13 protein-coding genes and 1 pseudogene are annotated in these 13,640 nt (G+C 49.4%); all 14 read left to right on the top strand.

Annotated elements, in window-relative coordinates:
- The coding region (locus QM579_RS04010) for an autotransporter outer membrane beta-barrel domain-containing protein (RefSeq protein ID WP_414997918.1) at positions 1-1,004 on the top strand (1,004 nt) is incomplete at its 5' end.
- A gap of 151 nt (positions 1,005-1,155) precedes the next feature.
- Complete coding sequence (locus QM579_RS04005; protein ID WP_414997917.1) at positions 1,156-1,440, top strand: ERF family protein; 285 nt, start codon at positions 1,156-1,158, stop codon at positions 1,438-1,440.
- Positions 1,441-2,028: 588 nt separating this feature from the next.
- Complete coding sequence (locus tag QM579_RS04000; protein WP_414997916.1) at positions 2,029-2,322, top strand: N-6 DNA methylase; 294 nt, start codon at positions 2,029-2,031, stop codon at positions 2,320-2,322.
- 49 nt (positions 2,323-2,371) lie between these two features.
- Positions 2,372-3,169, top strand: a complete 798-nt coding sequence (locus QM579_RS03995; protein WP_414997915.1) for a TIGR02391 family protein — start codon at positions 2,372-2,374, stop codon at positions 3,167-3,169.
- A 2-nt stretch (positions 3,170-3,171) separates the two neighbouring features.
- Entirely contained in the window at positions 3,172-4,185 is a 1,014-nt protein-coding gene (locus QM579_RS03990; RefSeq protein ID WP_414997914.1) for a hypothetical protein, read from the top strand.
- Positions 4,186-4,350: 165 nt separating this feature from the next.
- The gene (locus tag QM579_RS03985; protein ID WP_414997913.1) at positions 4,351-5,406 is read left to right on the top strand and encodes an ATP-dependent nuclease; all 1,056 of its coding nucleotides are present in this window, start codon (positions 4,351-4,353) and stop codon (positions 5,404-5,406) included.
- A 97-nt stretch (positions 5,407-5,503) separates the two neighbouring features.
- The gene (locus tag QM579_RS03980; RefSeq protein ID WP_414997919.1) at positions 5,504-6,133 is read left to right on the top strand and encodes an ATP-dependent endonuclease; all 630 of its coding nucleotides are present in this window, start codon (positions 5,504-5,506) and stop codon (positions 6,131-6,133) included.
- 10 nt (positions 6,134-6,143) lie between these two features.
- Positions 6,144-7,925, top strand: coding sequence for an ATP-dependent helicase (locus QM579_RS03975; RefSeq protein WP_414997912.1), 1,782 nt, complete (start codon positions 6,144-6,146; stop codon positions 7,923-7,925).
- A gap of 370 nt (positions 7,926-8,295) precedes the next feature.
- Positions 8,296-8,997 (top strand): ERF family protein, encoded by a 702-nt coding sequence (locus QM579_RS03970; protein WP_414997911.1) that lies wholly within the window; start codon positions 8,296-8,298, stop codon positions 8,995-8,997.
- Between the two features lie 77 nt (positions 8,998-9,074).
- The gene (locus QM579_RS03965) at positions 9,075-10,238 is read left to right on the top strand and encodes a hypothetical protein (protein WP_414997910.1); all 1,164 of its coding nucleotides are present in this window, start codon (positions 9,075-9,077) and stop codon (positions 10,236-10,238) included.
- A 197-nt stretch (positions 10,239-10,435) separates the two neighbouring features.
- Complete coding sequence (locus QM579_RS03960; protein WP_072312438.1) at positions 10,436-10,618, top strand: hypothetical protein; 183 nt, start codon at positions 10,436-10,438, stop codon at positions 10,616-10,618.
- Complete coding sequence (locus tag QM579_RS03955; RefSeq protein WP_414997909.1) at positions 10,618-11,091, top strand: zeta toxin family protein; 474 nt, start codon at positions 10,618-10,620, stop codon at positions 11,089-11,091. The genes QM579_RS03960 and QM579_RS03955 overlap by 1 nt, the downstream gene beginning before the upstream one ends.
- A gap of 77 nt (positions 11,092-11,168) precedes the next feature.
- Positions 11,169-12,155: pseudogene (locus QM579_RS03950) on the top strand (AAA family ATPase); the annotation flags it as partial.
- A 369-nt stretch (positions 12,156-12,524) separates the two neighbouring features.
- Positions 12,525-13,565, top strand: a complete 1,041-nt coding sequence (locus QM579_RS03945; RefSeq protein WP_414997908.1) for a DUF3150 domain-containing protein — start codon at positions 12,525-12,527, stop codon at positions 13,563-13,565.
- Positions 13,566-13,640: the final 75 nt, after the last annotated feature.

Raw genomic sequence — 13,640 nt, 5'->3', positions numbered from 1 at the left:
GCAGCACCATGAGTGCCGCTAATGCTGCCTCCGGCGCTGTGACTACCCGTACCTCCATGGCTTTGCCCCGTACGGATATGAGCCGCGCCGTGGCCCTGCACCAGAATACGGACGGCGGCGTGAGTCCCGAATCCGGCCTGAGCGCGGGCGACGGGCTCAACAACGGCTTGGGCGTGTGGATCATGCCGCTCTACCAGTCCAACAACGTCTGGGGCATGAAGGCAGAAAACTTCAAATCCGGCTACAACAGCAACCTGGGCGGCATTGCCCTGGGCGCGGATTACACCATCAACGACATGTTCCGCTTCGGTGCTGCGTTTAACGTTGGAGCTGGCTATGCCAAGTCCAGCGGGGACTTCAACAGCACGGACAACAGCTTCAACTTTTGGGGCGTGAGCCTCTATGGCGGTTGGGTGTACGACAACTTCGGCCTCTCCGCCGACGTGGGCTATACCGGCAACTATAACAAGGTGGAGCAGGATATGCCCGCCTCCATGCAGATGAGTGGTCTCAAGGCCGACGTTACCAGCCATGCCTGGAATACGGGCCTCAAGGCGGAATATAAATTCAACGCCGGTGCGCTGGACATCATTCCTCATGTGGGCGTGCGTTATCTGGGGCTTGTGACCGACGGCTACGACGTGAAGAGCGGCGGTACTGTTTTTGAGGTGGACGGGAACACGCAGTCCATCTGGACATTCCCCCTAGGCGTGAGCTTTGCTAAAGCCATTGAAACCGAAAGCGGCTGGCAGTTCAAACCGCAGCTTGATCTGGGTGTCATCCCGGCGGCGGGAGACGTTAAGGCCAAAAGCAAGGCCCGCATTCCCGGTGTGGACAGCCAGGCCGAAATGAAAATGCAAGTGGTGGATTACGCCACCTTTGACGGCGGCTTGGGCTTTGAGCTTGGCAAGGGCGACTTTACCCTTGGACTCAACTATAATCTGCAGGCTTCAGAACACCGCACAGGGCATGGAGTATTTGGCTCGCTGAGGTATGAGTTTTAAAGTCGAAAACATATTCAGCAGTGCTGCGCTACAATAATTTTTGACAAATATATTATCCCAGTAAAAAGGCAAAAACTACTCATCAAAACACATTTACAAACCCTGCCCAGCGCATTTCTGGGCAGGGTTTCATCATTTCTGGAGGCACCTCATGACCCCATATCGATCAGAAAATATCATCGAACTGGCCAAGGCCCTGCTCAATGTCCAGCGCACTGTTCGGCCTATTGTCAAGGACACTGAAAATCCATTCACCAAAAGCTGGTACGCCAACCTCAGCAGCGTCATGGATACCTGCCGTGATGCACTCATCGAAAATGGCATATGGCTAATCAGCCCAACAGGCAGGAGAGCACATGCAACAATACTGGCAATGCAATTTTTATCGCTCAGACAACTTGATCCGCCAGGGCATAGGCTCCGAGGCATTCTTTAGATCCATTGAACAGAAATTGCCCCCTGTGATGTCACGAGATGAACTGGCGAAGGACACAGGAGGGCTTATCTCAGCAAAAACGCTGTCCAACGAAGATATTTTGCACAAAGGCCCTACAGAACGAGTACGGGCAGGATCAAAGATTGGCTACACTCGCGCCTCAGCCATGACGTATATTAGGAAAAAATTTCAACTACTATGATAGTGCTGCTCTAGGCAATCGAGTCGAACCGGAGGGCGGAAACCTCGAAACGGCATTGCCCTGTGGGGTGCCTGCATGCGCGGTTCTGGCAGGTCACTGCCAACCAGAAGTAGAAAAACCATTTTCAGACCAATTTTCAGAACTAGGCTGAGCAGCGGGACGTCCTTGCTTGCCTTCAACACGCTTGACATGGCGGGTATTCCATCAAACAGTGGAAGCGTGACGCCTGGGCCGCTGCCCTCTGGGGCCGGAACATATACGGCACCCCTCCCTAGGCCCGCGCCAATTCTACCTTCTGGCAGCATCTCATTAAGAGCCTATCTACCAAGACAGGGCGTTGCACCATACTGTTCACGACGGTGTTTTTTTGCAATAAAGAATAGGTCATGCGTGAAAAATTTCTGAGCCATTATGGAGTGACCCGTGAACGAGCACAGAGCTTTCTCGCCCATAAGCATATCCAGCGCGTTGTCTCCGCCTATAAGACTTTTGCCGATGAGGACGTTTTTGCACGGGTGGCCGGCAATGATGAAATCGTGGAAAAAGGCGCAAACCTCAGCATGCCGCTTTATATTCGGGCAGAAAACGGCAATGGCGGCAGTGACGGTGATGAGTCTGTAGCCTCACACAGACAATTGCGGACTGGTAAAAAAGCTCAGAGGCACTGCGAGAGTCAATGAACACCCTCTTTGCGATACTGGAAGATTCAAAGTCGGTTGGAGATAGAAAATGAGCGTACACCCGCCTTTTGATCCCGGCACGGTTGAAGCCATCGCCAGAGTACTTGGTGAAGCTGGCACGGGAACTGATATTAGCCGATATTTTGAGATATGCAGATTGATTGACAACTCTGGCGAATCCACAAAATGGCGGAGACTGAATGCCATTTTTTTGAAAAGTCAAACAGTGAATAGCTCTAATCAGATTCTTGCCTTCATCAAATCTTACCTTGCACCAACGCGCTTTGTTGGTGCAAGAGACAGGTTTGAAATTCACCGTAGTGAGTTGAACGCCATACTTATTTTACATGGCCTTGAATACGGCAAAGACGGTGAATTCCGGCGAATAACGCAGGCAAAAACTTTAGATGAGGCCGAACTACGCGCTAAAAGCATCCGTGAAAAACTTGCCCCGCGCAACACGCATCATGAAGTGTACAAATACTGCCAGGCCGAACTGATGCAGGAAAATTATTTTCATGCTGTATTTGAGGCATGTAAGGGGCTATTTCAAAGAGTTCGCGAGCTTTCAGGCATTAAATCCGATGGTGCAAGCCTTGTTGATAAAGTATTTTCCATTGAAAATCCGCACATCGCGTTCAATACACTACAGACGGAAACGGAGCAGTCAGAGCACAAAGGCTTCGCACAGCTCCTCAAGGGATGCTATGCCGCTTGCCGCAACCCCCTTGCGCATGGGCCTAAAATTCTGTGGCAAGGAGAAGTTGACGCTGCCGATTATCTTACGTTGATTTCTATGTTGCACAGAAAATTAGACCAATGTGTTGTTGTCAAGAGGGGGGTGTGAGTATGTCGTTTATGGACTCTCGGTTTCAAAATATGGATTTTGGATTATTTAGGGCTATCCACACTGCAATTGCTGATTCATTTCATGACACAAGTCTGAGTGAACCCAATATGGTTGCAAAATTTATGTGTGAAGTAGTACGGCGTGTCAACAGTATTCAACCGTTAAATGTACGCGCTGGCGGTGTATTTGTTCACGCTTCACCTCTTGTGTCTTGTGGTGACTTTCCCCGCGAAACTCCGGCATCAGTTGAATTGGGCGATTTACTTTTAATAAGGTCAGAGTTGATCAATGGCGAACGCACAAAACAGGCCGCATTACTTTTACAAGCTAAGAAGACAGATCGGTTGCCGTGTGCGCCAGATAACGAAAACCAATATCACCTATATTCAAATTGGCCAACATTCACTTATACAAGAGTAGGCAGACACGGCCAAAACCAAGGACAAAACCCTTTGGTTGGGAAAAGAAGAACAATTCGCTGCAATAACATTTCTCATGGAACAAAGTACCTTCTCATAAATAATTCTGACACAAGAGTGGGTAATTTTTCGTGTTGCACGAACTACTATTGCTATTTTTTGCCATATGCTTGTGACATTGCAGCGACCGCAATAGCTTCCACTGATGATCTGTCCCATTATGAATGTTTTACGCACGAGTTAGCACGCTTCATACTAGGTTTTGGAGGCAAGCCTTTCACATTACCGCCAGCGCCGCGGAGCCGAAATTGGGATCGTGTAATGGAAGATTTATTAACAAATGTGGCAAACCTTACATCAAACTTTACAGGGCGTGCTGATCAGGAGGCAAATAGAGCAAGAGGAAGGGGTGTAACTATATTCACAGATAACTTGGACGCACGTAGCTGCTTAATCTCACGCGGAGTTCTCTGCGAGAGCAGCAATGATGGGCCTCCAAGAAATGACGAGCATTTTCGTGATGACGGCGATCCAAATGGCATAGCAGTTCTTGAGTTTGTAGTGTCAAATAATGAGGAACGGCAGCTTGAGTAGAACAAGCATGAAACCCGACAGGAAAAACATCAAAGCAGGTGAACGCGAAGTACAAAAGGCCCCGTGCAAGGTGATTTATATGAAGTATCAAATCAATGATCAGGGTTTGTTCGATAAAATTTTTGGATATATCCGGCGATATTATTAACTCCAGAGGAGGCTGTCTTGCATATTTCACGCATAACAATTGAAAATTTCAGAAATTTTTATGATTTTGACGTCTCTATTGCCGGAAATATAGTCATTGTTGGTGAAAATCGTGTTGGAAAGACAAACCTTATCTATGCACTAAGGTTACTACTTGATGCAACTCTACCAGAAAGTGCTCGACATCTTAGCTTAGCAGATTTTAATGATAGCCTTGGTCCCCCTGAAAAGGGTGATTACATCGCTATTTCTGTTTATATTCAAGGCTTTGAGCATAATCAAAATCTACTCGCTGTCCTTACTGACTATAGAGTAAATGATGACCCAACCACGGCGAAGCTAACATATGAGTTTCGTCCAAAGGAATCTCTTGAAGGCGATCCTACTTCTCCAGAGGACTATGAGTTTGTTTGTTATGGAGGGGAGGATGATACGAGACGATTTGGCTATGAGCTACGCCGACGTATCTGTATGGACCTGCTTCCAGCCCTTAGAGATGCTGAAGGAGATTTGGCAAATTGGCGTCGTTCCCCATTACGCCCACTGCTTGAAAATGTTTTTAAAGGTATTAAACCACAGGACCTTGAAGCAATAAAAACTTCAATTTCAAATGCCACTAATGGGTTAACTAAATTTGGTTCTGTCGAAGCCCTTCAGAGCGATCTCTCAAATGAATATCTAGAGATGAGTGGCCTTGCGCAGAGTATTGACTTGAGCTTGGGTATTGGCCCCACGGACATGGCCAGAATTTATAGAAGCATTTTGTTACTGCTTGATGGTGGTCGACGTACCATTTCAGATGCCAGCCTGGGCTCCGCGAATATTGTTTTTCTTGTGTTGCAGTTGCTAAATATAAAGCGGCAAATCGAAGAAAACAAACGCGACCACACAGTTCTTGCCATTGAAGAGCCAGAAGCCCACTTGCATCCTCATCTACAGCGTTCCGTATACAGACATCTGTTTAAAAATTGGGCTTACGAAGACGGTTCAACCTCTGTAATCCTTACAACGCATTCACCCCACCTTGCCAGCATTGCGCCGCTCAACTCTCTGGTTTTGTTAAAAAAAACATGAAGATGGTGATACCCTTGGCTATTCAACAGCCAAGCTTGATTTATCGGCTGCAGATAAAGAGGATTTAACACGTTACCTTGATGTAACGCGATCTGAAATTCTTTTTTCACGCGGAGTCATTCTTGTAGAAGGCGATGCCGAAAAATTTCTTGTGCCTGTATTTGCGCAAAGCTTAGGTCATGACTTAGACAAACTTGGAATTTCAGTATGTTCCGTTTCAGGAACAAATTTTGCGCCGTATGTGAAGTTCCTTAGAGCGCTAGGCATTCCTTTCTCTGTCATAACGGATTGGGATCCCTTAGAGAACAAACAACCGCTTGGAGCGAATAGAGCAAAGGAGCTTACGCTATTAACACCCCAAGAAATGACGGGAGAACATGATCAGCTTTTACGAGAACTCGATACACTGATAAAGAATAAAGAATGGGATAATTTTGAAAGCAAATGTGATGAATATGGTATTTTTACAAACGGTAATACGCTTGAAATAGACCTTATAGATGATTTTTTAAAGCAACTAATGTATGTTCTTCAAGAAAACAGTTGGAGCAAGAAGCGAAAAGAAAAAATTGAAAAATGGACCAAAGACAACACTATTCCTGAAGACGAAATTGAAGACTATATGTACATGCTGGAGTCTATTGGCAAAGGCCGCTTTGCACAGCGGCTTGCCTCATACGTAGTAGGCATGTCGCCTCCTGGATACATTGAAAGGGCAATCGAATAAGTGGTGTCCAATGCTAAATAGTACGCAATACCTAAAGGAAGCCTCTGGCTTACGCAATAACCTAGGGCAGTGGGAGGCGTACGAATCGAGGGGAAGCTGTGTCATAACGGCTGGGCCGGGCAGCGGCAAAACCAAAGTGCTTACCCTAAAGATGGCTCGCATGTTAGCTGAAGATGTCAACGAGCCAAGAGGGCTTGTGTGTATTACCTATAGTAACGAGTGTGCACGCGAGCTCGAAAAGCGCCTTGCTATGCTGGGCATAGAACCTGGAAAACGTATTTTTATAGGAACTGTCCACTCATTCTCGTTAACACAGATCATTTTACCCTATGCTAAAACAGCTCAAATGGGGCTGCCAGAGGATTTTAGAGTTGCGACGAAAAAGGAGTGCGCTGAAGCACTAGAACGCGCATTTACTAGGACAATTAGAGGTCGTGAAAACCCACAAGTTTGGATGTATCGCATGGGTAAATACCGACGATCTATGCTTGATCGAACCAGTCATGAGTGGACTAATAGCGATCCTGAACTGGCTGGACTTGTGACTGCTTTTGAAGAAGAGTTGCGCGCCATGGGGCGTATTGACTTTGATGATATTCCACTTTTAGCCTTAACTGCCCTAAAAAATAATACTTGGCTACAAAAAGCTCTTTTTGCCAAATTCCCAATCCTCATCATTGATGAGTATCAAGATTTAGGTGTTGCGCTACACCATATGGTAAAGACTCTTTGTATTGATGCAGGAACGCGGTTGTTTGCTGTTGGAGATGTAGATCAATCTATCTATGGTTTTCAAGGGGCGAATCCAGAGCTTTTCCATCAGCTACTTGCGCTGGATGGGGTTCAACATTTTAAGCTACGACTAAATTACCGATGTGGCTCACGAATTGTAGCAGCCTCGACTGTTGCTCTTGATGTGCAACGTGACTACCAAGCCGTTGAAGGTAACGATGCGGGACTAATCTTTTTTCATCCTCAGAAAGGCAGATATGAGGCTCATGCAGCTTTTTTCTTTTCTAAGTTATTGCCAGCCATCCAAGCTCGACTACCAGAATTGAAAGTAGGAGATATTGCCGTTCTGTACCCAGAGGCATGGATGGGGGATATAATTTCTAGTGAATCTGAAAAGTATGGTATACCTATCATCAGGAGTGACAAAAATAGTATATATCCACGTAATAGTCGTTTACTGCGCTGGCTAGAGATGTGTGCTGAATGGTGTTGTGGTGGATGGGAAAAAAGTATTCCGAAGTTTTCACAAATTATGAATGAATGCCAGCGATTGTTTGCAAAATCATTACGCGATGACTTCTCGCGCATTGTATTTCAACAAAATATTATAAGAGTTCTTTGGGGATTAAGGAATACAGAATTACAGCTTTCACAGTGGCTTGAAACCATAGATTCAAAAGTAATTTCTGAGTGCAGTCAAGATGGTAATGCGATGCATGCTGAGTTTGAAATGCTTGCCGGGTTTAAAGAGCGTTGTACAACGGGTGATTGTAGCAATATGCGCCTTACACAATTTGCAGATCAAGGTCGCAGCCAAGATTGCCTTATGCTTTCTACACTTCATAGCTCAAAGGGGCGTGAGTTTTCGGTAGTAATTCTATTTGGGATGGACGAAGGACGCATGCCACGCAGGGGGGGGAATGAACATGATATAATTGAGGCTCGTAGGTCTTTTTATGTTGGCTTCACGCGCGCAAAAAAAGAGTTGCATCTTATGTATTCGGCGTGTTCCCCTTCACGGTTTGTTACGCATGTAAAAGAAGCGCTAGATGAAGTTTAATTTTTTATATTAGTGCGTTATACTCATTCAGAGTGTGCCTCTGGTTGTATTAAATACTAGTCAATTACTAAGACAAAATCATTGCCAAAGACATTACGCTTGAAACAATTTGTGCCGGGCGTCCTCGAACCTCCCTCCGAAAAGCATGCCCCTGAAAATTGGTGTTTCGGGCATAGGGACACAAGGATGAAACGAAGACGATTTGCATACGAGATCATCTCTAGCTGATTAAGATTGTTATTCATCAATTTTTAAGAATATATTACTCTTTCAAGTACACCAGAGTAATGTTTCAAATCAACTTGAAAGCCCTGTCCAGCTCTAAGCTGGGCAGGGCTTTTTCATTTTGCTATCGAAAGAGGATGCTCATATGAACCAATATCAATCAGAAAACATCACAGATCTGGCTAAATCTCTTCTTAATGTGCAGCGAACCGTGCAACCAATCGCAAAAGACGCTGAGAATCCCTTTACCAAAAGCTGGTACGCCAGCCTCAACAGCGTGATGAATACCTGTCGGGATGCGCTCATCGAAAACGGCATCTGGTTGTGTCAATACCCCGTACCGGTGGAGCAGCCCAATTCCTTGGGACTGGTCACCAAACTAACGCATGCGGAATCAGGGCAATGGCAAAGTTCTCTGGCTGTTGTTCCCCTGCCCAAGGCTGATCCGCAGGGTATGGGATCGGCCATGACCTATTGCAGGAGGTACGCTCTGACCGCCATGCTGGGCATGGTGACGGAAGATGATGACGGCGAAGGGGCGAAAAACAGGCAAAAATCGGCTTCACGTTCCAAACTGCCCGTAAACGCCCCAGAAACAAAAAAAGCATCCCCACGCGACCCATCCATCAAAAACAGTTCTTCACCCCCTTCAAATCGAACGCCAGCCGGGCTTGAAAGTCTGCCCCCGCTGGAAGGCATCGCCTACCAGCAGGTGACGGCTCAGGATGGGCGGCCCTGCATCATCGCTACCGGCAACACACAGGCCAAGAAGGAACTGCTTACGGGCGCGGGCTTTCGTTGGAATGCGCAACGCAAACTGTGGTGGAAATATGTTGATGCCGCATAGCAAAGCGAATCATAAGAAATACACCGAGTGAGGGGGCTGCCTGATGGCGGCCCTCTTGCTTTTAGGGATATGCGATCATGAAACACGCGGATCGTACAGAAGGATTACGAGCGTTAATCAGACAGGGGCTGCAGGCGGTTTCCCAGCAAAGCACAGCCGCCCATCTGGGCGACAGGTCCACTTATGTGGGTATGAGCGACATCGGCCAACACTGGGAGTGCCCTCGTGCCGCTTTAGCCCGCAAGGTGCTTCCCAATGCTGACAGCCTGGAACGCCTTTTGATTTTACAACGGGGCCATTGGTTTGAATCCGGCGTTGGGCAGGCGCTGGTATCCTTAGGTTTGCATGTGCTGCCCCAACTTGAAATCACTTGGCAACATCAGGGCGTGCCGATCAAGGCCCATCTGGACTTCGTGCTGGTCTGGGGTGCTCCCGTCAATGCCATACGGATTCTGGAAGTGAAAAGCACGGACAAGCTGCCCGACACGCCGCACGACTCCCATCTACTGCAACTGCACGGGCAGATCGGCCTGCTGGCCCAAGCATGGAGCAAACCTGTCTTCAGCCTGCGAGCGGAAGACGGTATGCTTCTGCACGACAAACTGACCTTTCCCCAACTCTGTCATACTTATCTTGGACTTCAACTGCCCACACGTGCTGATGCGGCGAATCTGGAAGCCTGGCTGCTCTGTCTTTCAATGAAGGAGGTAAAGACGTTCGGCCCCTATGGCTTCAATCAGGCCATGCTGGATACGGCCCTTGACCATGCGACTCAACTTTGGGGCGACCTCACAGCCTACCATGCTGGAAATTTGTCCCTTTCACAGATGGACTGCGCCCAAGGTTTTTACCCGTTGTGCTCATACTGCGAATACAACAGTGATTGTCCCAAATTCCCGCTGGGCGTGGAGATGCCACAATGGGAACCTGCTCTGGACAAGCTGGCTATTCTCAAAAAACAGCGCACCACTTTGGATGCTGAAATCAAGGAAATGGAAGCCGTACTCAAGCTGGTGCATCGGCAGGCTGGCACTCGGGACTGGGTGAATACTGCGAATTACCGTTTCCGTATGTCAGTGACTGCAGGTCGAACCATATTGGACAAAAACGCGCTACGGGAAGAACTGACCGACATCTTCCGCTTTGAGCATCTGGGCGACATTGACGTGGACGCCTTGTTGGCCCGCTGCGAGCGCACTGGCGAGCCTTTTGAGAAACTGAGCGTTTCACCCATAAACTGAATTTGGGGAAGTTATCATGAGGTATTATTCTGACGTAGCAGTATGCCTGGTAAAAACGGTATAGAGCAGCTTAAAGCTACTCTCGCTCAAGTCAGAAAGAGTTACAGCCTGATTTTCAATCCCCTGTAAATGTTGGTACATGCACAGCCCGTTGACCGACAGCAGGCTTACCCGTAATCTGTAAGAACGGAGGCATTATGTCGCTTACCCTTGAAGAACTGGTCGAAACTGCCATAGAAAATCAGCGCGTAATCCTTGAGCTTGAGCTGAAAAAAGGAATCCCGCTGAACTATCTGGATGAAAACGGGCAGTATACCCTGCGCTACCCAGATGGACATACTGAAACAATGTCACTCACCGAAGTCCAACAGGCCAACTGATGCCCAAGCTTTTGTGCATTTGTGGCCCCAATGGAGCAGGCAAGAGTACATTCTCAAGGACAATTGCCATGCGGGAAAACCTGCTGGTTATTGACCCTGATAAGCTTGCTGCTGAAGGCTTGTCCCCGATAGGCGCTGGCAAGGCTGCGGCCCGTATGGCTCGCCTCTTTCTGCAGGAGGGGGTTTCATTTGCGCGCGAGTCTACCCTTACCGCCAAGTTCGACTTCACTCTGATGGAAGAGGCAAAACAGCGGGGTTATGAAGTTGAGCTTGTATACATACGCCTTGCTTCGGCAGCGCTGGCACAGGAGCGTGTTGCTGCCCGTGCATCACGCGGAGGGCATAGCGTTCCTCCACAGGACATAGTGCGCCGCTTTGCCCGCAGCCTTGAGAACCTACCCAAAGCCATGGCTCTGGCGGACAAGGTCACCATTTTGGATAATTCCTTCTGTAATTACAAAAAAATAATGTAACCCCCAAAAACATATTTTGAAGAGCCCGGCTTTCCTGATGGAAGCCGGGCTCTTTTTGCATTGAAGGAGCAAGCATTATGAGCAAAACCTTAATCAACGACTTCATCAGCCTTCAGCCCGCCGACCTTGACGCCGGTCAGGTCTTCAGCGGTAAACCCTCCGGCACCACGGTCAGGGGCTATGCCGCACCTTCGGCCTACAGCCCGGCCATTGACCATGGCTACATCTTTCATGAATCCAGCCGGGACATCGTAGTTTGGTTTGTCAGCCCCCAAGGGGTTAACGAACCGCTTTATGTCTTTGGTCCCACGGGCTGCGGCAAAACAAGTTGCATCAAGCAACTGGCGGCCCGGCTCAACTACCCGGTCTTCGAGGTGACAGGACACGGACGGCTGGAGTTTGCCGATCTGGTGGGCCATCTGACGGTCAAAGACGGCAACATGGCTTTTGAATACGGCCCACTTGCCCTTGCCATGCGGTACGGAGCGATTCTGCTCCTCAATGAGGTTGATTTAACTTCGCCAGAAATCGCTGCTGGCCTGAACAGCGTGCTCGACGGCTCCCCTTTGTGCATAGCGGAAAATGGGGGCGAGATCATCCCGCCGCACCCCATGTTCCGCTTTGTGGCCACAGCCAATACCAATGGTGCTGGTGATGACACGGGCCTCTACCAAGGAACCCAGAGGCAGAACCTTGCATGGCTGGACCGCTTCACCATCTGTGAAGTGGGCTATCCCGATGCAACTGTGGAGAAAAAACTGCTGGCCCAGCGTTTACCTTCGCTGCCCGAAGCGCTCTGTGCCACCATGGTGGATTACGCCAATGAAGTTCGCAAATTGTTCATGGGCGAGGCTTCGACCGGCAACTTGACCAACACCATTGAAGTCACCTTCTCCACGCGCAGTCTGCTGCGCTGGGGAGATCTGACCGGGCGCTTTCAACCCCTGGCCCATCAAGGCATCCAGCCTGTCACCTATGCTCTTGACCGGGCGCTGGCCTACCGGGCCAGCCGCGAAACCCGCGCTATGCTGCACGAATTGGCACAGCGCATGTTTCCTCAACATACGGAAGCGGACATCAAGGCAATGAGCTCCGACGCGGAGGAAGAATTCCTGCAGGGTGAGCAAGCTTTGCGTTTCATGCGTGGCCAGCTGCACACCACGCCGACGGTAACCAAACCCCGCGTTCATCTTCAAGTAGTTCACAACCTTCCCGGCAAAAAACAGGATGGCAAGTTCTGGATCGGCGAGGCCCGGCCCGAGGGCCTTACGCTCCACTGGGGCAAACCTGACACTGCTGGGCAACAACACTTTATCCCCGCTGAAAATTGTGCGGGCAATAACTCAGTCCTGGAACTTGAGGCCCGCGCAGCCAAAAAGCTCACGGAAGGCTACGTCCTCAACACGACAAAAAGCTCATTGTAGGAGAGCATCATGACACACGTTCTTTCAGACATTCGCATTCTGGACAATTTGCTGGCCCTCAATCTCAACGTCAGCTTGTGGTCGGCCCGCCGCAAAATGAGCCAGGAAGACCTGGGCGGCGCGGAATTGCCGCCTGATGATCTGGCCTCTCTTGGCTCCAAGCGCATTGCCGACCCGGAAAACCTTAAAGTGTTCGGCACACTCAAGGCCCGCGCCTTCAACTATCTGGACAGGCACGGGGTGCGCTTCATGTCCGGCTGGGCCATACCCGAAGAAAAAGCCGGTGAAATCGTGCAGGAACTACTCAGCATCCGAAATGAGTTTCAAAAAGAAAAGGAAGCCTTCCTAGCAAGCTATGACCAGAACGTCCAGGCCTGGATTGAAAAGCACCATCAGTGGGGCGAAATCATCCGCAACTCCACCGTGGGGCCGGATTATGTTCGCGGGCGCATGGATTTTCGCTGGCAGCTCTACAAAGTGGCTCCTCTGGAACAGCATGCGGATAACACCGCCGTGCTGGAGGCTGGTCTGGCCGAAGAGGTGCAGGGCCTGGGCGGCACGCTCTTTGGCGAAGTGTCCAAGTCCGCTGAGGACATCTGGCGCAGGGTGTACCACGGAAAAACAGAGGTGACCCACAAAGCGCTTTCGCCCCTGCGGACTCTGCATGCCAAGCTCACGGGCCTGTCTTTTGTAGAGCCGCATGTGGCCCCTGTAGCGGAGATCGTGCAGGCTGCATTGCTGCGCATGCCCAAGAAGGGCAATATCACCGGGTCTGACTTGCTGCTCCTGCAAGGCCTGGTTTGTCTGCTCAAAGACGGTACGGCTCTTTTGGGGCACGCCCAAAAAGTCATTGAAGGATACGGCCCGGCCTTTGTGCTGGACGCCCTGCTGGCAGGGCCGGACGTTATCCACGAGTCAAACGCCTCCGCTGAGCAGATAGACGGCATCGTAGACATGGACATGGTGGACGACATCCACATGTTACTGAACATCCCTGTAATAGACAGTATGGCACAGCATCCTGCCATTCCCAGCCTGGGCCTGTGGTGACGCCATGATCCGTTCCAAAGACATCCTCAACTGCCTGCCCTTGCTGGCGTCCGTCTTGGGCGACCAATACGGGGT

Source organism: Desulfovibrio sp. (assembly GCF_047607245.1).
Taxonomy (GTDB): Bacteria; Desulfobacterota; Desulfovibrionia; order Desulfovibrionales; family Desulfovibrionaceae; genus Desulfovibrio.
This window is presented reverse-complemented; position numbering and strand designations above follow the sequence as displayed.